This window comes from Bacillus thuringiensis (assembly GCF_022095615.2).
Lineage (GTDB): Bacteria > Bacillota > Bacilli > Bacillales > Bacillaceae_G > Bacillus_A > Bacillus_A cereus_AG.
This window is the reverse complement of record NZ_CP155559.1, coordinates 3,605,861-3,627,034: the sequence shown is the minus strand read 5'-3', so window position 1 is coordinate 3,627,034 and position 21,174 is coordinate 3,605,861. Positions and strand designations below refer to the sequence as shown.

Below are 21,174 nucleotides of genomic sequence, written 5' to 3'. Positions count from 1 at the left end.
AATCCACCTCTTAAGGAGGCACTAGCATGTCAGATTACCTCGTAATCGTGGAGTCGCCTTCTAAGGCGAAGACCATTGAGAAATATTTAGGGAAAAAATACAAAGTTGTCGCGTCTATGGGACACGTTCGCGATTTACCTAAAAGTCAAATGGGGATAGAAGTAAAGAACAACTTCACCCCGAAGTATATTACCATTCGTGGTAAAGGTCCCGTCTTAAAAGATTTAAAATCAGCGGCCAAAAAAGCAAAGAAAGTCTATCTCGCGGCCGATCCAGACCGCGAAGGGGAAGCAATTGCTTGGCATTTAGCCAACACGTTAAATGTGGACGTTGAATCAGATTGCCGAGTTGTGTTTAATGAGATTACAAAAGATGCAATAAAAGAATCATTTAAACATCCTCGTGCGATTAATATGGATTTAGTAGATGCACAACAAGCAAGGCGTATACTAGATCGTCTTGTAGGTTACAATATTAGTCCTTTATTATGGAAGAAAGTAAAAAAAGGATTAAGTGCAGGACGCGTACAATCTGTAGCAGTTCGTTTAATTATCGAACGTGAAAAAGAAATTCAAATCTTTGAGCCTGAAGAATTCTGGACAATTAAGACAGAATTTGTGAAGGGGAAAGACACATTTGAAGCAAGCTTTTACGGTGTAGATGGTGAAAAAGTTCAATTAACGAATGAAACGCAAGTGAATGAAATAATTGAACAGATGAAAGATAATGCGTTTTCAGTTGAAAATGTAACGCGAAAAGAGCGAAAACGTAATCCTGCATTACCGTTTACAACATCTTCCTTGCAACAAGAGGCAGCGCGTAAGTTAAACATGCGTGCAAAGAAAACAATGATGCTCGCGCAGCAACTGTATGAAGGTATAGATCTTGGAAAGCAAGGGACTGTAGGTCTTATTACGTATATGAGAACTGACTCAACACGTATCTCAGAAACAGCTCAAACAGAGGCACGTACTTACATTACTGAGGCGTTTGGTGCGGAATACATAGGAACAGAAAAGAAGAAAGAAACGAAAAAGTCGAACGCGCAAGATGCGCATGAGGCAATTCGTCCTACTTCGGTAATGAGAAGGCCAGAGGAACTAAAGAGTTTCTTAAGTCGTGACCAACTTCGTTTGTATAAACTGATTTGGGAGCGATTTGTTGCAAGTCAAATGGCGTCTGCTATAATGGATACTGTGACAGCTAGACTCATTAATAACAATGTTCAGTTCCGTGCAAGTGGATCGGTTGTAAAGTTTCCAGGATTTATGAAAGTGTATGTAGAGTCGAAAGATGACGGGGCTGAAGAAAAGGATAAAATGTTGCCACCTTTAGAAGTAGGGGAAACGGTATTTTCGAAGGATTTAGAACCGAAGCAACACTTTACACAACCTCCGCCGCGCTATACAGAGGCTCGTTTAGTAAGAACGCTTGAAGAGCTTGGAATTGGAAGACCGTCGACTTACGTACCGACACTTGAAACGATTCAAAAACGTGGATACGTAGGTTTGGATAATAAACGCTTCGTTCCAACTGAACTTGGTGAAATAGTAATTGAACTTATTTTAGAGTTTTTCCCAGAAATTATTAACATCGAATTTACTGCTAACATGGAGCAAAGTCTTGATGAAGTAGAAGAAGGAAATGCGAATTGGGTAAAAATTGTTGATGATTTCTACGTAGGTTTTGAACCGCGTTTAGAAAAAGCGGAAAAAGAAATGCGTGAAGTAGAAATTAAAGATGAGCCAGCTGGGGAAGACTGTGAATTGTGTGATCACCCAATGGTCTTTAAAATGGGTAAATACGGGAAATTTATGGCTTGTTCGAATTTCCCAGATTGTCGTAATACAAAACCGATTGTGAAAGAAATCGGTGTTACTTGTCCGAAGTGTGATAAAGGTCAAATTATTGAACGCCGTAGTAATAAAAAGAAACGTCTTTTCTATGGGTGCGGTACGTATCCAGAGTGTGACTTTGTATCTTGGGATAAACCAATTGGTCGTAAATGTCCGAAGTGCGAAGGTATGCTTGTAGAGAAGAAGTTGAAAAAAGGCGTGCAAGTACAATGTATTTCGTGTGATTATGAAGAAGAACAACAAATGTGAGCGTAACTGCTCACATTTTTTTCGGGAAGAAAAGGAAAGGTGATAAATATGACAACACAAGTAGTAAACGTCATTGGCGCAGGTCTTGCAGGAAGTGAAGCAGCTTACCAAATTGCAAAACGTGGTGTCCAAGTAAAATTATATGAAATGAGACCAGTAAGGCAAACGCCAGCTCATCACACAGATAAATTTGCAGAGTTAGTATGTAGTAATTCGCTTCGTGCAAACACATTAACAAACGCTGTTGGTGTTATTAAAGAAGAAATGCGTCTAATGGACTCTGTTATTATTCGTGCAGCTGATGAGTGCTCTGTACCAGCAGGAGGGGCTTTAGCTGTAGATCGTCATGAATTTGCAGCAAAGGTAACGGAGTATGTGAAAAACCATCCGAACGTAACTGTGATGAATGAAGAAATTACTGAAATTCCAGAAGGGCCTACTGTTATCGCGACAGGTCCACTTACGTCTCCTGATCTTGCAGCACAATTAAAAGAATTAACAGGTGAAGATTATTTTTATTTCTATGATGCTGCAGCGCCAATTGTTGAGAAAGACAGCATTGATATGAATAAAGTATATTTAAAGTCTCGTTACGATAAAGGTGAAGCTGCATATTTAAACTGCCCAATGACGGAAGAGGAATTTGACCGTTTTTACGAGGCTTTAATTGCTGCTGAAACAGTACCTTTAAAAGAATTTGAAAAAGAAATTTTCTTTGAAGGTTGTATGCCAGTAGAAGTTATGGCAAGTAGAGGAAGACAGACGCTAGTATTTGGACCGATGAAACCTGTTGGATTAGAAGATCCGAAAACAGGGAAAACGCCATATGCTGTTGTTCAGTTACGTCAAGATGATGCAGCGGGAACGTTATACAATATCGTAGGTTTCCAAACGCATTTAAAGTGGGGGCCACAAAAAGAAGTGTTACAGTTGATTCCGGGACTGGAAAACGCAGAGATTGTACGTTATGGTGTAATGCATCGTAATACGTTTATTAATTCGCCTAACTTGCTTCGTCCAACATATCAATATAAACAACGTGATGATTTATTCTTCGCTGGCCAAATGACTGGAGTAGAGGGATATGTTGAATCGGCGGCATCAGGATTACTGGCGGGTATTAACGCTGCTCGACTTGTGAAAGGTGAAGAGCCGGTTGTATTACCGCCTGTAACTGCAATGGGAAGTATGGCGAATTATATTACTGCGACAAACGCGAAAAACTTCCAGCCAATGAATGCAAACTTCGGTTTGTTTGCACCGTTAGAGAAGAAAATTAAGAGAAAAGCAGAACGAAATGAAGCATATGCAACACGCGCTTTAGAGACAATTCAAAATTTTGTAAATATTTAGTTAAATTTCTTGCAAAGGCTACTAAGTTGTGATACGATTTAGTAGCCTTTATTGAGGTGAATTGTGTGAATGTGAAGAAATTGTTACAATTATTCGTTGGATATTTACAAATTGAAAGAAATTATTCAAAATATACAATTGCAAGTTATCAAAATGATTTAGAACATTTTGTGCAATTTATGGAGCGAGAAGGCATATCCTCTTTTTTAGATGTTACATACGCGGATGTTCGTTTGTACTTAACGACGTTGCACGATGCAAAGTTAGCCCGTAAATCTGTCGCAAGAAAAGTATCAAGCTTACGAAGTTTATATCGTTTTTTGATGCGTGAAGGTTATCGGAAAGATAATCCGTTTGCACTTGCGTCACTCCCCAAAAAAGAATTGTCAATCCCAAAGTTTTTATATGCTGAAGAATTAGAGGAATTATTTGAAGTTGCTGATACGGAAACGCCGCTAGGTCAAAGGAATCAAGCTTTATTAGAGTTGATGTATGCGACTGGAATCCGTGTGAGTGAATGTGTCAATTTACAACTTACCGATATTGACTTCGCGGTGGGAACAATTTTAGTAATGGGAAAAGGAAAAAAACAAAGGTATATTCCGTTCGGAAGCTATGCGCAAGATGCTTTAATTACTTATATAGAGAACGGGAGAAAACAGTTAGCTCACAAAACTGAAGAACACTCTCATATGGTATTTTTAAATGCGAAAGGCACGCCGCTAACAAGTCGAGGGGTACGCTATGTATTAAACGAACTCATTAAGAAGGCTTCACTGACAATGCGGATAAGTCCCCATATGTTAAGGCATACATTTGCTACACACATGTTAGATGAAGGGGCAGATTTACGTACTGTACAGGAGCTACTTGGTCATGAGAATTTGTCGACGACACAAATTTATACGCATGTCTCTAAAGAAAGATTGCGTTCGGTCTACATGAAGCATCACCCACGGGCATAAATTGCTTTTAAAGCTATAAAAACATATAAAGGAGTTTTTTCTATGGGAAATTTCCACGCTACAACGATATTTGCAGTTCATCATAATGGAGAATGTGCAATGGCTGGAGATGGCCAGGTGACAATGGGAAATGCAGTTGTAATGAAACATACAGCTCGTAAAGTCCGTAAACTTTTCCAAGGGAAAGTTTTAGCTGGCTTTGCAGGTTCCGTTGCTGACGCATTTACTCTTTTTGAAATGTTTGAAGGGAAATTAGAAGAGTACAATGGGAACTTGCAGCGTGCTGCAGTTGAGATGGCAAAACAATGGCGTGGCGACAAAATGTTACGTCAGCTAGAAGCGATGCTCATTGTCATGGATAAAACAACTATGCTTCTTGTTTCAGGTACAGGAGAAGTGATCGAACCAGATGATGGTATTTTAGCAATTGGATCTGGTGGGAATTATGCGCTTTCTGCAGGTCGTGCTTTAAAGCAATATGCAAGTGAACATTTAACAGCGAAGCAAATTGCGAAAGCGAGTTTAGACATTGCTGGCGATATTTGTGTTTATACAAACCACAATATAATTGTGGAAGAATTGTAGAATCGTAAGGGAGGCATTTTATATGCATTTACATTTTACTCCGCGTCAAATTGTGGAAAAATTAGATCAATACATTATCGGTCAAAAAGATGCGAAGAAAGCGGTTGCTGTAGCTTTAAGAAATCGATATCGTCGAAGTAAATTAGCTGAAAATCTACGTGATGAAATTGCGCCTAAAAATATTTTAATGATTGGACCGACAGGTGTTGGTAAAACAGAGGTAGCACGACGAATGGCGAAACTCGTTGGAGCACCTTTTATTAAGGTTGAAGCTACCAAATTTACAGAAGTTGGATATGTAGGTAGAGATGTAGAATCGATGGTACGTGACCTTGTGGAAACGTCAGTTCGTATCGTGAAAGAAGAAATGGTAATTAAAGTACAAGACAAAGCAGAAGAACAAGCGAACCAACGTCTTGTTGAAATTTTAGTGCCGAGTCCGGAGAAACAATCTGGATTTAAAAACCCATTAGAAATGCTATTTGGCGGTACTCAAAATTCGAACCAAACATCTGATGCGCAGGAAGATGTTGAAATCGAAAAGAAACGTCAAGATGTGGAAAGAAAGCTTGCTGCAGGGCTTCTTGAAGATGAAATTGTATCGATTGAAGTGACTGAGCAACAGTCTTCCATGTTTGATATGTTACAAGGAACTGGCATGGAACAAATGGGAATGAATTTCCAAGATGCATTAGGAAGTTTTATGCCGAAAAAAACAAAAAAACGTAAACTTTCTGTGAAAGAAGCAAGAAAACTCTTGACAAATGAGGAAGCACAGCGCTTAATTGATATGGATGAAGTTACACAAGAGGCTGTTTATCGTGCTGAACAGCTCGGGATTATTTTTATCGATGAAATTGACAAAATTGCTGGTAAGCAGTCGAATAGCGTAGATGTATCACGTGAAGGTGTGCAACGTGACATTTTACCAATTGTAGAAGGATCGAATGTTGCGACAAAATACGGATCAGTAAAAACGGATTATATTTTATTCGTTGCAGCTGGAGCGTTTCATATGTCTAAACCGTCGGATTTAATTCCGGAATTGCAAGGGAGATTTCCGATTCGAGTAGAATTAACAAAATTATCGACGGATGATTTTGTTAAAATATTAATCGAGCCTGACAATGCGTTAATTAAACAATATGTGGCTTTATTAGCGACTGAAGGTATAGAAATTGAATTTTCAGACGATGCTATTCGTAAGATTGCTGAGATTGCTTATCAAGTTAATCAGGATACAGATAATATTGGAGCAAGAAGACTTCATACGATTATGGAGAAGCTCCTTGAAGATTTATCATTTGAAGCATCTGAAATTACGTTAGAGAAAATAACGATAACACCTCAATATGTTGAGGAGAAATTAGCAACGATTGCTAAAAATAAAGATGTGAGCCAGTTTATTTTGTAATAGTGTCATCAGGTGACTCGCCCTAGTTTCCAAGTGATGAAAAAATATGTGAGTAACATGTAGGAGGAACTTTTGAAATGGAATTATTAGCAAAAACAAGAAAATTAAATGCGTTATTACAGAGCGCAGCAGGTAAGCCTGTAAACTTTAGAGAGATGTCTGACACAATGTGTGAAGTAATCGAAGCGAACGTATTCGTAGTAAGTCGTCGTGGTAAATTACTAGGTTATGCAATTCACCAACAAATTGAGAATGAGCGTATGAAACAAATGCTTGCAGAGCGTCAATTCCCGGAAGAATACACGCAAAGCTTATTCAACATTACAGAAACATCTTCAAACTTAGATGTAAACAGTGCTTACACAGCATTCCCGGTAGAAAATAGAGAATTATTCGGTCAAGGTTTAACTACAATCGTACCAATCGTTGGTGGTGGTGAGCGTCTAGGTACATTAGTGTTAGCTCGTCTTGGTCAAGAGTTCTTAGATGATGATTTAATCCTTGCTGAATACAGTTCAACTGTAGTAGGTATGGAAATCTTACGTGAAAAAGCAGAAGAAATCGAAGAGGAAGCACGTAGTAAAGCTGTTGTTCAAATGGCGATTAGCTCATTATCTTACAGTGAGTTAGAAGCAATCGAGCATATCTTCGAAGAATTAAATGGAACAGAAGGTTTACTTGTTGCAAGTAAAATTGCTGATCGCGTAGGAATTACTCGTTCTGTAATCGTAAATGCACTTCGTAAATTAGAGAGTGCTGGTGTTATTGAGTCTCGCTCTTTAGGTATGAAAGGAACATACATTAAAGTGCTAAACGACAAGTTTCTACAGGAACTTGCTAAATTAAAAACAAACTAATTTATAAAACTCTCCTCATTTTTTGAGGAGAGTTTTTTTGCGTATAAAAGATTGATGTTGTTTGTAAATAGCGTCATAATCGTGTTTTTAGGAAAAGCTATGAATTGAATTTTATTTTTTTGCTTAAAAGAAATACAGGTTGGTAATACTAGAATTCGAGTGTGAACAAAGAAAGTTTTACATTGTTCGCATTTTCGACTTGATTGTAATATTTCAGTATGATATAGTAAGCAGTGGTGTCAGTACAAAGTACACACGTTTACTGATTTAAGTGTTGGTGCTACGTTTGTAGTTTCGCTTAGAGATGAAGTAAACGGAGGATATCAAAAACCATTTAGGAGGAACTATATTATGTCAGTAATTTCTATGAAGCAATTGCTTGAAGCTGGTGTTCATTTCGGACATCAAACTCGTCGTTGGAACCCAAAAATGAAGCGTTACATTTTCACAGAGCGTAACGGTATCTACATCATCGACTTACAAAAAACTGTGAAAAAAGTTGAGGAAGCTTACAGAACGATGCGTGACATCGCTGCTGAAGGCGGAGACATCTTATTCGTAGGTACTAAAAAACAAGCACAAGAAGCTATTAAAGAAGAAGCAACTCGTGCTGGTATGTACTTCGTTAACCAACGTTGGTTAGGTGGAACTTTAACAAACTTCCAAACAATCCAAAAGCGTATCAAGCGTCTTAAAGACATCGAAAAAATGCAAGAAGATGGTACTTTCGAAGTACTTCCTAAGAAAGAAGTTGTTCAACTTAAAAAAGAGTTAGAGCGTCTTGAGAAATTCTTAGGCGGTATTAAAGATATGAAAGGTCTTCCAAGTGCATTATTCGTAGTAGACCCTCGTAAAGAGCGTATTGCAGTTGCTGAAGCACGCAAATTACACATTCCAATCATCGGTATCGTTGATACAAACTGTGATCCAGACGAAATCGATCACGTTATCCCAGCAAACGATGATGCAATTCGTGCTGTAAAACTTCTTACATCTAAAATGGCAGACGCGATCCTTGAAGCAAAACAAGGTGAAGAAACTGTTACTGCGTAACAAAGTTGGAAAGGTGATAAGGGGTTCGGCCTTTTATCACCTTTTTTAAGGTATAAACACCTTTATAAAAAGTATAAATACATATTTTAGGAGGATGAAAAGTATGGCAATCACTGCACAAATGGTAAAAGAATTACGTGAAAAAACTGGCGCAGGTATGATGGACTGCAAAAAAGCTTTAACAGAAACTAATGGCGACATGGAGAAGGCAATTGACTTCTTACGTGAAAAAGGTATTGCGAAAGCTGCTAAAAAAGCAGACCGCATCGCTGCTGAAGGTTTAACTTTCATCGAAACAAACGGTAACGAAGGTTTAATCTTAGAATTAAACTCTGAAACTGATTTCGTTGCGAAAAACGAAGGTTTCCAAGCGTTAATTAAAGAATTAGCTGCACACTTATTAGCTAACAAACCAGCTAACATTGAAGAAGCTATGGCTCAAACAATCGAAGGCGGCAAAACAGTAGAAGAGCACATCAACGAAGCAATCGCTAAAATTGGTGAAAAACTTACACTTCGTCGTTTCGAAATCGTATCAAAAACTGATGCTGATGCATTCGGCGCTTACCTACACATGGGTGGACGTATTGGTGTACTAACAGTTCTTGAAGGTTCTACTGACGAAGCTGCTGCTAAAGATGTAGCAATGCACATCGCAGCAGTTAACCCTAAATACATCGACCGCGATGCTGTAACAGCTGAAGAAGTTGAGCATGAGCGTCAAGTATTAACACAACAAGCTTTAAACGAAGGCAAGCCTGAAAAAATCGTTGCAAAAATGGTTGAAGGCCGTCTAGGCAAATTCTTCGAAGACATTTGCTTACTTGACCAAGCATTCGTTAAAAACCCTGATATGAAAGTTCGTCAGTTCGTTGAGTCTAAAGGCGGAACATTAAAAGGATTCGTTCGCTACGCTGTTGGTGAAGGTATCGAAAAACGCGAAGACAACTTTGCTGAAGAAGTAATGAACCAAGTAAAAGGTAGCAACTAATAAAGATTAGGGAACACATTGTGTTCCCTTTTTTAAAATAAAGATGTAAGCAATTGGAGGTTCATTATGAGTAAACCGAAATATAATCGTGTCGTATTAAAGCTAAGCGGAGAAGCATTAGCTGGCGAACAAGGATTTGGAATTAACCCATCTGTTATTAAATCAGTTGCGGAACAAGTGAAAGAAATTGCAGAACTTGATGTAGAAGTTGCTGTTGTTGTTGGTGGCGGAAACATTTGGCGTGGTAAAATCGGAAGTGAAATGGGAATGGATCGTGCTGGAGCAGATTACATGGGTATGTTAGCAACAGTTATGAATTCATTAGCTCTTCAAGATAGCCTAGAGAACATTGGAATTCAAACTCGTGTTCAAACTTCAATCGAAATGCGTCAAGTAGCAGAGCCTTACATTCGCCGTAAAGCAGTTCGTCATCTAGAGAAAAAACGTGTTGTAATCTTTGCAGCAGGTACAGGTAACCCATATTTCTCTACAGATACAACAGCAGCACTACGTGCAGCGGAAATCGAAGCAGACGTTATCTTAATGGCGAAAAACAACGTAGATGGCGTATATAATGCAGATCCATCTCTTGACCCAACAGCTACGAAATACGAAACACTTACTTACTTAGATGTATTAAAAGAAGGTTTAGGTGTAATGGATTCAACAGCTTCTTCTTTATGTATGGACAATGATATTCCATTAATTGTATTCTCGGTTATGGAAAAAGGTAACATTAAACGTGCCGTTTTAGGCGAAAATATCGGAACAGTTGTAAGGGGGAAATAAATATGGGACAACAAGTATTGAAGTCTTCAAATGAAAAAATGGAAAAAGCAGTTGCTGCTTACTCTCGTGAATTGGCAACAGTTCGCGCAGGTCGTGCAAGCTCGTCTGTATTAGATAAGGTACAAGTTGATTACTATGGTGCACCAACACCTGTTGTGCAATTAGCGAACATTACAGTTCCAGAAGCACGTTTACTTGTAATTCAACCTTATGATAAAACTTCTATCGGTGATATTGAAAAAGCAATCTTAAAAGCAGATTTAGGCTTAAACCCTTCTAATGATGGAACTGTAATTCGTATTGCATTCCCTGCATTAACAGAAGAGCGTCGTCGTGATCTTGTAAAAGTTGTGAAAAAATATGCTGAAGAAGCAAAAGTTGCTGTTCGTAACGTACGTCGTGACAGTAACGATGATCTTAAGAAGCTTGAAAAAGCTGGCGATATTACAGAAGATGATTTAAGAGGATATACTGAAGATATCCAAAAAGAAACAGATAAATATATTGCAAAAGTTGACGAAATCGCAAAAAACAAAGAAAAAGAAATCATGGAAGTGTAATAGCGATACCTTCGCAAATATGACCCTCTTTTTAAGGGGGTCTTTTTACACTTTTAGGCATACGTCTGCTTGCTGGAGGGTATGAATGATGTTTAAAAACTTTCCTTTTTTTAAAAGTAAAAAGGTCGCATCGTTTGATCATCTCGTTGAAAAAGTGAAAAAAGGATACATCCCAGAACATATTGCCATCATTATGGATGGTAATGGAAGATGGGCAAAGAGGAGAGCGATGCCTCGTATTGCGGGACATCATGAAGGCATGCAAGTTGTAAAGAAGATCACAAAATTTGCAAGCAAACTTAATGTAAAAGTATTAACTCTTTATGCTTTTTCAACTGAGAACTGGAAAAGACCGAAAAAGGAAGTTGACTATTTAATGAGGCTTCCAGAAGAATTTCTAGGTACATTTTTACCAGAATTGATTGAAGAGAACGTACAAGTCCGAGTAATAGGACAACAAGATCGTCTTCCTACGCATACACGCAGAGCGATGGAAAAGGCCATGGAAGATACGAAAGAGAATACGGGATTAATTCTTAATTTCGCGTTAAACTATGGAAGTCGAGATGAAATCGTTTCTGCTGTGCAACATATGGTGAAAGATAGTGAGGAAGGAAAAATTCGTGTTGAAGATGTAAGTGAAGAAATGCTTTCTTCCTATTTAATGACGAGTTCTTTACCTGACCCAGAGTTGTTAATCCGTACGAGCGGAGAGCTACGTATTAGTAATTTCATGTTATGGCAAATTGCATATTCGGAATTTTGGTTTACAGATGTGTATTGGCCAGATTTTACCGAGGAACATTTGCTAAATGCGATTACAGACTTTCAGCATAGAGGGCGCAGATTCGGAGGCGTGTAGAAAGAGAGGGTTTGGTAGTGAAACAGAGAATTATTACTGGAGTGGTTGCTGCCGCGCTATTCATTCCCATCGTAATTTACGGTGGCGTGCCTTTTACGGTTTTAGTGTATGCACTTGCTTCTATAGGTTTATATGAATTAATTCGTATGAATAAGCTTACGCTTATTTCAGTACCAACAGTTTTAGCTGCAGTATTATTATGGATTATTTTAATTCCAAGTAGTGCATCAGAACTGTTTACGCAGATTGGATTAGGTAAATTAGAAATCACATTTGTGATTGTTTTATTACTTTTATCATATACAGTCCTTTCTAAGAATACATTTACTTTTGACAATGCTTCATTTTTACTAATGGCAACAACATATGTTGGAATGGGGTTCCTATATTTAAATGAAACGAGAATATTAGGAATTAAATATGTGTTTTGTGCATTATTTGTTATATGGGCTACTGATTCAGGCGCATATTTCGTAGGAAAGGCATTAGGAAAGAGGAAATTGTGGCCAGAAATTAGTCCAAATAAAACGATTGAAGGTTCATTAGGCGGCATCGTTTGTGGAGTTGTTGTGGCACTTGTTTACAATATGTTCTTCCCAGTTGAGGCTAATGTAGGGATTTTAATTGTGTTGACAATTATCATTTCTATTTTTGGACAAATTGGTGATTTAGTACAATCTGCATTTAAACGTCATTATGGCGTAAAGGATTCAGGTACAATTTTACCTGGACATGGTGGTATATTAGATCGAACAGATAGTTGGTTATTTGTTTTACCAATTCTCTACTTCTTATTACAATATAATTAATAAATGAACGAGGGGTTGGAGTCATGAAAAACATTAGTTTATTAGGTGCAAGCGGATCAATTGGTACACAAACTTTAGATGTATTACGCTCGCACCCAGACCAATTCCGTCTCGTTGCTTTTTCTGTAGGGAAAAATATTGACTACGCAGTAAAGGTAATTCAAGAATTTTCTCCGCAAATCGTCTCTGTGCAAAGAGAGGAAGATGTTTTAAAATTACAAGCTGTCTCTGGTAATACAAAAGTTGTATATGGTAGTGAAGGGCTTTTAGAAGTAGCATTACATCCAGATGCGGAGATTGTAGTAAATGCTGTTGTAGGTAGCGTAGGGTTGTTACCAACACTTCGTGCAATTGAGGCGAAAAAAACAATTGGAATTGCAAATAAAGAAACGTTAGTAACTGCAGGGCATCTTGTAATGGAAGCGGCACGAAAACATAATGTTTCGTTACTTCCAGTAGATAGTGAACATTCAGCTATTTTTCAATGTTTGAATGGTGAAAATGAAAAAAGAATTTCTCGACTCATTATAACGGCTTCCGGTGGAAGTTTCCGTGATAAAACGAGAGATGAATTGCATCATGTGACCGTAGAAGATGCGCTTCGACATCCAAACTGGTCAATGGGTTCGAAAATTACAATTGATTCTGCTACAATGATGAATAAGGGGCTAGAAGTAATTGAAGCACATTGGCTTTTTGGTATCCCTTATGAGCAAATCGATGTTGTTTTACATAAAGAAAGTATTATCCATTCTATGGTTGAATTTGAAGATCGTAGTGTAATGGCACAGCTTGGCTCGCCTGATATGCGAGTACCAATTCAATACGCACTTACATATCCTGATCGATTGCCTCTTTCAGACACAAAACAGTTAAATTTATGGGAAATAGGGACGTTGCATTTTGAGAAAATGAACCAAGAACGATTCCGTTGCCTACGTTTTGCGTATGAAGCTGGAAAAGCAGGTGGAAGTATGCCAGCTGTAATGAATGCAGCGAATGAAGTAGCTGTTGAAGCTTTTTTACAAAAGAGAATTGGTTTCTTAACAGTGGAAGACCTCATTGAAAAAGCAATGAACCATCACAATGTCATTGCACGTCCGAGCTTAGAGGAAATTTTGGAAATTGATGCAACCACAAGACGGTTTGTGATGGAACAAATTTAGCAAAGGTGGTTATGGAATTGAATACAGCGATTGCCTTTATACTAATTTTCGGTGCACTCGTATTTTTCCATGAGCTAGGGCATCTATATTTCGCAAAAAGAGCAGGTATTTTATGCCGTGAGTTTGCGATTGGTTTTGGTCCGAAAATATTCTCATTTGAAAAGAATGAAACGGTGTATACGATTCGATTACTGCCCCTTGGTGGCTATGTAAGAATGGCTGGCGAGGATGCAGACACAGTTGAGTTAAAGCCTGGGAAAAAGGTTGGCCTTGTATTAAATGAAAAAGACGAAGTTGCGAAATTAGTTTTTGATGGATATGAAAAGTATCCAAATGTTCGTGTCATTGAAGTCGAACAAGCTGATTTAGAGCATAATTTAACAATTTCGGGCTATGAAGAGTACGAGGAAGAGCTTCAAACATTCCGAGTGAATGAAAAGGCTCGTATCATTACTGCTGGTGAAGAAATTCAAATTGCTCCGTATAATAGGCAGTTTGGCTCCAAGAAATTGGGTCAACGTGCTTTAACAATCTTTGCGGGTCCTGCAATGAACTTCATTTTAGCATTTGTTATTTTTGTGATTCTAGGATTTGTACAAGGTGTTCCTGTTGACAAGCCAATGGTCGGAAAAGTGATGGATAATAGTGCAGCACAGCAAGCTGGATTAAAAGAAAATGATACAATTCAAGCAATCGATGGGAAAAACACAAGTACATGGAAAGAAGTTGTTACCATTGTACGTGAAAATCCAAATAAAGAAATTACGTTACAAGTAAAGCGTGATAGTGAACAGTTTAATGTAAAAGTAACGCCAACGCTCGATAAAGAAGGAAAAGACGAAGTAGGTAGAATTGGTGTTTACTCTCCAGTAGAGAAAACAGTAATGGGTTCTATTAAATCAGGTTTTGAACAAACATACCAATGGACAAAACTAATTTTTGATTCACTTGTGAAATTAGTAACTGGTCAATTCTCTATTAATGAGTTGTCAGGTCCAGTAGGAATTTATAATCTAACAGATCAAGTTGTAGATTATGGATTTACGCGTGTATTAAGTTTAGCAGCAGTTTTAAGTATTAACCTTGGTTTATTTAATTTACTACCAGTCCCTGCTTTAGACGGTGGACGTTTGTTCTTCTTCTTAATTGAAGCGTTACGAGGGAAACCAATTGACCGTCAAAAAGAAGGAATGGTTCACTTTATTGGTTTTGCATTATTAATGTTACTTATGTTAGTTGTAACTTGGAATGACATTCGTAAGTTTTTCTTGTAAAATAAAGTGAAACTTATAAATGAAATAGAGCTCGTAGAATAAAATCCCTCACCTAACTCGAGGTGAGGGGTTTTACTGCGTAAAAGAGTAAAATGAAGAGGTGCGAATAAATGAAACAAAGTATGGTATTCAGTCCTACATTACGTGAAGTTCCAGCTGATGCGGAGATTAAGAGTCATCAGTTATTACTTCGTGCAGGTTTTATGCGTCAAAATGCTTCTGGTATTTATAGTTTTCTACCATTTGGATTAAAAGTACTACACAAAGTAGAACGTATCGTTCGAGAAGAAATGGAGCGCGCAGGAGCTGTAGAATTATTAATGCCAGCGATGCAGGCTGCAGAATTATGGCAAGAATCAGGCCGTTGGTATTCTTACGGATCTGAATTAATGCGTATGAAAGATCGTAACGCTCGTGAATTCGCATTAGGAGCGACACATGAAGAAGTAATTACGGATCTTGTACGTGATGAAGTGAAATCATATAAAAAATTACCGTTAACATTATACCAAATTCAAACAAAATTCCGTGATGAACAAAGACCGCGTTTCGGTTTATTACGCGGAAGAGAGTTTCTAATGAAAGATGCATACTCGTTCCATGCTACACAAGAGAGTTTAGATGAAGTGTATGATCGTTTATACAAAGCATACTCTAACATTTTTGCTCGTTGTGGCTTGAATTTCCGTGCAGTTATTGCTGACTCTGGAGCAATGGGCGGAAAAGATACGCATGAATTTATGGTATTATCTGAAGTTGGTGAAGATACAATTGCATACTCTGATACATCTAATTATGCAGCAAACATCGAAATGGCTCCTGTGGTAGCTACGTATACGAAGAGTGATGAAGCAGAAAAGTCACTTGAAAAAGTAGCAACACCAGATCAAAAAGCAATTGAAGAAGTATCTGCATTCTTAAACATTGAAGCTGACAAGTGCATTAAGTCTATGGTATTTAAAGTAGATGAGAAATTAGTAGTTGTACTTGTTCGTGGTGATCATGAAGTAAACGATGTAAAAGTGAAAAATGTATACGGCGCTTCAGTTGTTGAGCTTGCTTCTCATGAAGAAGTGAGAGAATTATTAAACTGTGAAGTTGGTTCTTTAGGACCGATTGGTGTAACAGGTGATATCGAAATTATCGCTGACCATGCTGTAGCATCAATTGTTAACGGATGTTCAGGAGCGAACGAAGAAGGATTCCATTATGTAAATGTAAATCCAGAACGCGACTTTAAAGTAAGTCAATATATAGATTTACGCTTCATTCAAGAAGGAGACCAATCTCCAGACGGAAACGGAACAATTCTTTTCGCACGCGGAATTGAAGTTGGTCATGTATTCAAATTAGGAACACGTTATAGTGAAGCGATGAACGCAACATTCCTAGATGAAAACGGAAAAACACAACCACTTATTATGGGTTGCTACGGTATCGGTGTATCTCGTACAGTGGCAGCAATCGCAGAGCAGTTTAATGATGAGAACGGTTTAGTTTGGCCAAAAGCTGTAGCACCATTCCATGTGCATGTAATTCCAGTAAATATGAAATCTGATGCGCAACGTGAAATGGGTGAAAACATCTACAACTCATTACAAGAGCAAGGGTACGAAGTATTACTAGATGATCGTGCAGAACGTGCAGGTGTTAAATTTGCAGATGCAGATTTATTCGGCCTTCCAGTTCGTGTGACAGTTGGTAAAAAAGCAGACGAAGGTATTGTAGAAGTGAAAGTACGTGCTACAGGCGAGTCTGAAGAAGTGAAAGTAGAAGAACTTCAAACATATATTGCAAATATTTTAAAATAAGAAGAGGTACCTCGTAATGAGGTACCTTCTCTTTCTTTGTAAACGTATTTTGTAAAAGAAGAAGGGAGAAATCTTTCTTTGTAGTACGTTTCAATTTATAATAGCAAATGGAAGGAGAGTGCTTATGTCTTTAACAAACGAACAACAAGAGCGATTTCAAATCTTGCTCCAGCAGTTGCAAATACCAGACGACCTTATAAATCAATATTTACAAGGTGGTGGTATTGAAAGGCTCGTTATTGATAAAGTGAATAAAAGTTGGCATTTTGATTTACAAGTGCCACGTATTTTGCCTACAGAATTATATGAATTGCTAGAAACAAAGCTTAAGCAATCATTTTCTCATATTGCAAGAACAACATTTGCATTAGAAACAGAGAATAAACAATTTACAGAAGAAGAAGTGAGGGCGTATTGGCCACTTTGTACGGAACGAATTACATTTTCACCTATGTTTGCTTACTTAAAGAAGCAGCTTCCGCAGGTGAATGGAGTGAAGTTGCTAATAAATGTGAATAATGAGCTGGAATCTACTGCTTTAAAGAAAAACGTAGCGAAACCAGTAGGGGATCAATACGAAACTTTTGGATTCCCGCGTTTTCAGTTAGACACACATATACAGCAAAATACAGAAGAAATGCAAAAGTTTCGTGAGCAAACGCAGCAAGAAGATCGTGAACGTGTTATACAAGCTATGGAAGAAATGGCGAAGAAGCAAGCTGAAGAAAGTAGCGTTGTGCATGAAGGACCGGTCACACTCGGGTATCTTATTAAGCCAGACGAAGAGATTACACCGATGCGAGAAATTCAAGATGAAGAAAGAAGAAAAACAGTTCAAGGGTATGTCTTCCATGTAGAAACGAAAGAACTTCGTAGTGGTCGTACGTTATTAACTTTAAAAATAACAGATTATACGGATTCTATTATGATCAAAATGTTCTCACGTGACAAAGAAGATATTCCAATGTTGCAGTCCTTGAAAAAAGGAATGTGGGTGAAAGCGCGTGGTTCTGTTCAAAATGATACATTCGTTCGAGATTTAGTAATGATTGCAAATGATATAAATGAAATAACAGGACCGTCTCGTAAAGATAAAGCGCCAGAAGGTGAAAAACGTGTAGAGCTGCATCTTCACACACCGATGAGCCAAATGGACGCTGTTACTCCTGTTTCTAGACTTGTTGCCCAAGCAGGGAAATGGGGACATGAGGCAATCGCTGTTACAGACCATGCTGTTGCGCAGTCTTTCCCAGAGGCATATTCTGCGGGTAAAAAGGCTGGGGTTAAAGTTATATATGGTGTAGAAGCGAATTTAGTTAATGATGGTGTACCGATTGCATATAACGAAGCGCATCGTTTACTTGCAGAGGAAACGTATGTTGTTTTCGACGTTGAGACGACAGGTTTATCAGCTGTATATGATACTGTTATCGAGTTAGCGGCTGTAAAAGTAAAAGGCGGCGAAATTATTGACCGCTTTGAATCTTTCGCAAACCCACATCAACCATTATCTGCGACGATTATTGAATTAACAGGTATTACAGATGATATGTTAACGGATGCACCAGAAGTGGACGAAGTGTTTAAAAAGTTTGAAAAATGGATGGGCGACCATACACTTGTTGCTCATAACGCAAGTTTTGATATGGGTTTTATTAACGTAGGTTTTAAAAAGGCTGGATTAGAAAAAACGAATAATCCTGTTATTGATACGTTAGAACTTGCAAGATTCTTATTCCCGGAAATGAAAAACCATCGATTAAACACGATGTGTAAAAAGCTTGATATTGAATTAACGCAACATCACCGTGCGATTTATGATACAGAAGCAACGGGATACTTACTTGTGAAAATGTTAAAAGATGTGATTGAAAAGGGATTTGAATATCACGATCAATTAAATGATAGCATGGGGCAAGGGGATGCGTATAAGCGTGGACGTCCAAGTCATATGACGTTACTTGCGACATCGGATGTAGGATTGAAAAATTTATATAAACTTGTTTCCTATTCTCACCTAAATTACTTTTACCGTGTACCACGAGTACCAAGGTCACTATTAAAAAAATATCGTGAAGGAATTTTAGTAGGAACGGCTTGTGATAAAGGTGAAGTGTTTGAGGCGATGATGCAAAAAGCTCCTGAAGAGGTAGAAGAAATTGCGCAGTTCTATGATTACATTGAAGTAATGCCTCCAGAGGTGTTACGTCATTTAGTAGAGCGTGAACTTGTTCGAGATGAGGGGCAATTAAAAACAATTATTTCTAACTTAGTAAAACTAGGTGAGACGTTAGATAAACTAGTTGTTGCTACAGGAAACGTGCATTATATAGACCCAGAGGATGCGATGTATCGCAAAATTTTAGTCAGTTCGCAGGGCGGAGCCAATCCGTTAAACCGACATTCATTACCGCCTGTACATTTCCGTACAACGGATGAAATGTTAGAGTGTTTTTCATTCTTAGGTGAAGACGTAGCGAAAGAAATTGTTGTAACGAATACACAAAAGGTTGCATCATTAATTGGGGATGTTCATCCAGTGAAAGATGATCTATATACACCGAAAATTGAAGGTGCAGATGATGAGACGCGTGACATGAGTTATAAAATGGCGCGTAGCATTTATGGTGAAGAGTTACCTGAAATTGTAGAAGCGCGTTTAGAAAAAGAATTAAAAAGTATTATTGGGCATGGATTTGCCGTAATTTATTTAATTTCACATAAGCTTGTGAAAAAATCGTTAGTAGACGGATATTTAGTAGGTTCGCGTGGATCGGTAGGTTCATCATTCGTTGCAACGATGATGGAAATTACAGAAGTAAACCCATTACCACCACACTATGTATGTCCGAAGTGTAAGCAATCAGAATTCTTTAATGATGGTTCTGTAGGTTCTGGTTTTGACTTGCCGGATAAAGAATGTCCTGCATGTAATGTTCCATACGTGAAAGATGGACATGATATTCCGTTCGAAACGTTCCTTGGATTTAAAGGAGATAAGGTACCCGATATCGATCTGAACTTCTCCGGGGAATACCAACCACGTGCCCATAACTATACGAAAGTATTGTTCGGTGAAGATTATGTATACCGTGCGGGTACAATAGGTACAGTTGCGGAAAAAACGGCTTATGGATATGTAAAAGGTTATGCAAATGATCATAATTTAACGATTCGAAATGCAGAGATTGACCGCTTAGTAGCAGGATGTACGGGCGTAAAACGTACAACCGGACAGCATCCAGGTGGTATTATCGTTGTGCCAGATTACATGGATATCTTTGATTTCTCACCAATTCAGTTTCCGGCGGATTCAATAGGGGCTGAGTGGAGAACAACACACTTTGATTTCCACTCCATTCATGATAATTTATTGAAACTTGATATACTAGGACACGATGATCCGACTGTTATTCGTATGTTACAAGATTTAAGTGGTATTGATCCGAAAACCATCCCGACAGACGATCCAGAAGTAATGAAAATTTTCTCAGGCCCAGAATCATTAGGGGTAACGGAAGAACAAATTAACTGTAAAACAGGTACACTTGGTATACCAGAGTTTGGTACGAAATTCGTAAGGCAGATGTTAGAAGAGACGAAACCTACGACATTCTCTGAGTTAGTCCAAATTTCTGGACTATCACATGGTACAGACGTATGGCTTGGTAATGCAAACGAGTTAATTTATAACGGTACATGTACGCTAAGTGAAGTTATCGGTTGTCGTGATGACATCATGGTATATTTAATCTATCAAGGCTTAGATCCATCATTAGCCTTCAAAATCATGGAGTCAGTTCGTAAAGGTAAAGGTGTACCAGAAGAATGGGAAGATGACATGAAAAGTAATAATGTACCAGGTTGGTATATTGATTCATGTAAGAAAATTAAGTACATGTTCCCTAAAGCCCATGCGGCTGCTTACGTACTTATGGCTGTACGTATTGCATACTTTAAAGTACATTTCGCGCTTCTATTCTATGCGGCATACTTTACAGTTCGTGCAGATGATTTTGATATAGAGGCGATGGCGAAAGGTTCAGCATCTATACGTGTAAGAATTGATGAAATTGCGCAAAAAGGTTTGGATGCAGCGCCGAAAGAGAAAAGTTTATTGACAGTACTAGAAATGACACTTGAAATGTGTGAGCGTGGATACTCATTCCAAAAGGTTGATTTATACCGTTCGCATGCAACAGAATTTATTATTGATGGGGATACTTTAATTCCTCCATTTAATGCAGTGCCTGGACTTGGTACAAACGCAGCTTTAAGTATTGTAGAAGCACGCAAAAATGGAGATTTCTTATCAAAAGAAGATTTACAGCAGCGCAGTAAGGTTTCGAAAACAATTATTGAGTATTTAGATAGTCAAGGTTGCTTAGGCGATCTACCTGATCAAAACCAGTTATCACTGTTCTAATAGGTAGGAAAAGTCTTTGCAAATCAACATTTGCTATGGTATACTATTAACCGAGATAACCATGTCATGTATATTGTGTAAAAAAAAGAGTGGGGAAACCCACTCTTTCGTGTTACTATCTACGTTTTATTGATGTGGAGAGGTAAGAAATTTC

At 38.1% G+C, this 21,174-nt stretch carries 16 protein-coding genes; all 16 read left to right on the top strand.

Annotated elements, in window-relative coordinates:
- Positions 1-26 precede the first annotated feature (26 nt).
- The 16 genes from topA to KZZ19_RS18560 all read left to right on the top strand — a co-directional run bounded on the left by topA (position 27) and on the right by KZZ19_RS18560 (position 21,020).
- Complete coding sequence (gene topA, locus KZZ19_RS18635; RefSeq protein ID WP_001286953.1) at positions 27-2,105, top strand: type I DNA topoisomerase; 2,079 nt, start codon at positions 27-29, stop codon at positions 2,103-2,105.
- Between the two features lie 48 nt (positions 2,106-2,153).
- Positions 2,154-3,458 carry an FADH(2)-oxidizing methylenetetrahydrofolate--tRNA-(uracil(54)-C(5))-methyltransferase TrmFO gene (gene trmFO, locus KZZ19_RS18630; RefSeq protein WP_000211996.1) on the top strand — a complete coding sequence of 435 codons (1,305 nt, stop codon included), beginning with the start codon at positions 2,154-2,156 and terminating at the stop codon, positions 3,456-3,458.
- A 65-nt stretch (positions 3,459-3,523) separates the two neighbouring features.
- Positions 3,524-4,423 carry a tyrosine recombinase XerC gene (gene xerC, locus KZZ19_RS18625; RefSeq protein WP_237979333.1) on the top strand — a complete coding sequence of 300 codons (900 nt, stop codon included), beginning with the start codon at positions 3,524-3,526 and terminating at the stop codon, positions 4,421-4,423.
- A 42-nt stretch (positions 4,424-4,465) separates the two neighbouring features.
- A complete protein-coding gene (hslV, locus tag KZZ19_RS18620; protein ID WP_000526271.1) occupies positions 4,466-5,008 on the top strand; it encodes an ATP-dependent protease proteolytic subunit HslV in 543 nt (180 codons plus the stop codon).
- Between the two features lie 22 nt (positions 5,009-5,030).
- On the top strand, positions 5,031-6,422 hold the full coding sequence (gene hslU / locus KZZ19_RS18615) for an ATP-dependent protease ATPase subunit HslU (RefSeq protein WP_237979332.1): 1,392 nt from the start codon (positions 5,031-5,033) through the stop codon (positions 6,420-6,422).
- A gap of 77 nt (positions 6,423-6,499) precedes the next feature.
- The gene (codY, locus tag KZZ19_RS18610; protein WP_000421290.1) at positions 6,500-7,279 is read left to right on the top strand and encodes a GTP-sensing pleiotropic transcriptional regulator CodY; all 780 of its coding nucleotides are present in this window, start codon (positions 6,500-6,502) and stop codon (positions 7,277-7,279) included.
- A 351-nt stretch (positions 7,280-7,630) separates the two neighbouring features.
- Entirely contained in the window at positions 7,631-8,332 is a 702-nt protein-coding gene (gene rpsB / locus KZZ19_RS18605; protein ID WP_000111484.1) for a 30S ribosomal protein S2, read from the top strand.
- Positions 8,333-8,435: 103 nt separating this feature from the next.
- Positions 8,436-9,323, top strand: a complete 888-nt coding sequence (gene tsf, locus KZZ19_RS18600) for a translation elongation factor Ts (protein ID WP_088097491.1) — start codon at positions 8,436-8,438, stop codon at positions 9,321-9,323.
- Positions 9,324-9,389: 66 nt separating this feature from the next.
- Entirely contained in the window at positions 9,390-10,112 is a 723-nt protein-coding gene (gene pyrH, locus KZZ19_RS18595) for a UMP kinase (RefSeq protein ID WP_000042667.1), read from the top strand.
- A 2-nt stretch (positions 10,113-10,114) separates the two neighbouring features.
- Positions 10,115-10,672, top strand: a complete 558-nt coding sequence (frr, locus tag KZZ19_RS18590) for a ribosome recycling factor (RefSeq protein ID WP_000531506.1) — start codon at positions 10,115-10,117, stop codon at positions 10,670-10,672.
- Between the two features lie 85 nt (positions 10,673-10,757).
- Complete coding sequence (gene uppS / locus KZZ19_RS18585) at positions 10,758-11,534, top strand: isoprenyl transferase (RefSeq protein WP_000971311.1); 777 nt, start codon at positions 10,758-10,760, stop codon at positions 11,532-11,534.
- Between the two features lie 17 nt (positions 11,535-11,551).
- Positions 11,552-12,343, top strand: coding sequence for a phosphatidate cytidylyltransferase (cdsA, locus tag KZZ19_RS18580; protein ID WP_088097490.1), 792 nt, complete (start codon positions 11,552-11,554; stop codon positions 12,341-12,343).
- Positions 12,344-12,366: 23 nt separating this feature from the next.
- Positions 12,367-13,509, top strand: coding sequence for a 1-deoxy-D-xylulose-5-phosphate reductoisomerase (gene dxr, locus KZZ19_RS18575; RefSeq protein WP_088097489.1), 1,143 nt, complete (start codon positions 12,367-12,369; stop codon positions 13,507-13,509).
- A 17-nt stretch (positions 13,510-13,526) separates the two neighbouring features.
- On the top strand, positions 13,527-14,783 hold the full coding sequence (gene rseP / locus KZZ19_RS18570) for an RIP metalloprotease RseP (RefSeq protein WP_237979331.1): 1,257 nt from the start codon (positions 13,527-13,529) through the stop codon (positions 14,781-14,783).
- Positions 14,784-14,893: 110 nt separating this feature from the next.
- Positions 14,894-16,594, top strand: coding sequence for a proline--tRNA ligase (locus KZZ19_RS18565; RefSeq protein ID WP_237979330.1), 1,701 nt, complete (start codon positions 14,894-14,896; stop codon positions 16,592-16,594).
- 124 nt (positions 16,595-16,718) lie between these two features.
- Complete coding sequence (locus KZZ19_RS18560) at positions 16,719-21,020, top strand: PolC-type DNA polymerase III (RefSeq protein ID WP_237979329.1); 4,302 nt, start codon at positions 16,719-16,721, stop codon at positions 21,018-21,020.
- Positions 21,021-21,174 lie beyond the last annotated feature (154 nt).

What these genes read in the sequence shown, in the direction of transcription:
- frr (WP_000531506.1), top strand. Translation starts at nt 10,115, where the DNA reads ATGGGACAACAAGTATTGAAGTCTTCAAATGAAAAAATGGAAAAAGCA.
- uppS (WP_000971311.1), top strand. Translation starts at nt 10,758, where the DNA reads ATGATGTTTAAAAACTTTCCTTTTTTTAAAAGTAAAAAGGTCGCATCG.
- hslU (WP_237979332.1), top strand. Translation starts at nt 5,031, where the DNA reads ATGCATTTACATTTTACTCCGCGTCAAATTGTGGAAAAATTAGATCAA.
- codY (WP_000421290.1), top strand. Translation starts at nt 6,500, where the DNA reads ATGGAATTATTAGCAAAAACAAGAAAATTAAATGCGTTATTACAGAGC.
- pyrH (WP_000042667.1), top strand. Translation starts at nt 9,390, where the DNA reads ATGAGTAAACCGAAATATAATCGTGTCGTATTAAAGCTAAGCGGAGAA.
- KZZ19_RS18565 (WP_237979330.1), top strand. Translation starts at nt 14,894, where the DNA reads ATGAAACAAAGTATGGTATTCAGTCCTACATTACGTGAAGTTCCAGCT.
- tsf (WP_088097491.1), top strand. Translation starts at nt 8,436, where the DNA reads ATGGCAATCACTGCACAAATGGTAAAAGAATTACGTGAAAAAACTGGC.
- hslV (WP_000526271.1), top strand. Translation starts at nt 4,466, where the DNA reads ATGGGAAATTTCCACGCTACAACGATATTTGCAGTTCATCATAATGGA.
- trmFO (WP_000211996.1), top strand. Translation starts at nt 2,154, where the DNA reads ATGACAACACAAGTAGTAAACGTCATTGGCGCAGGTCTTGCAGGAAGT.
- rpsB (WP_000111484.1), top strand. Translation starts at nt 7,631, where the DNA reads ATGTCAGTAATTTCTATGAAGCAATTGCTTGAAGCTGGTGTTCATTTC.
- dxr (WP_088097489.1), top strand. Translation starts at nt 12,367, where the DNA reads ATGAAAAACATTAGTTTATTAGGTGCAAGCGGATCAATTGGTACACAA.
- KZZ19_RS18560 (WP_237979329.1), top strand. Translation starts at nt 16,719, where the DNA reads ATGTCTTTAACAAACGAACAACAAGAGCGATTTCAAATCTTGCTCCAG.
- topA (WP_001286953.1), top strand. Translation starts at nt 27, where the DNA reads ATGTCAGATTACCTCGTAATCGTGGAGTCGCCTTCTAAGGCGAAGACC.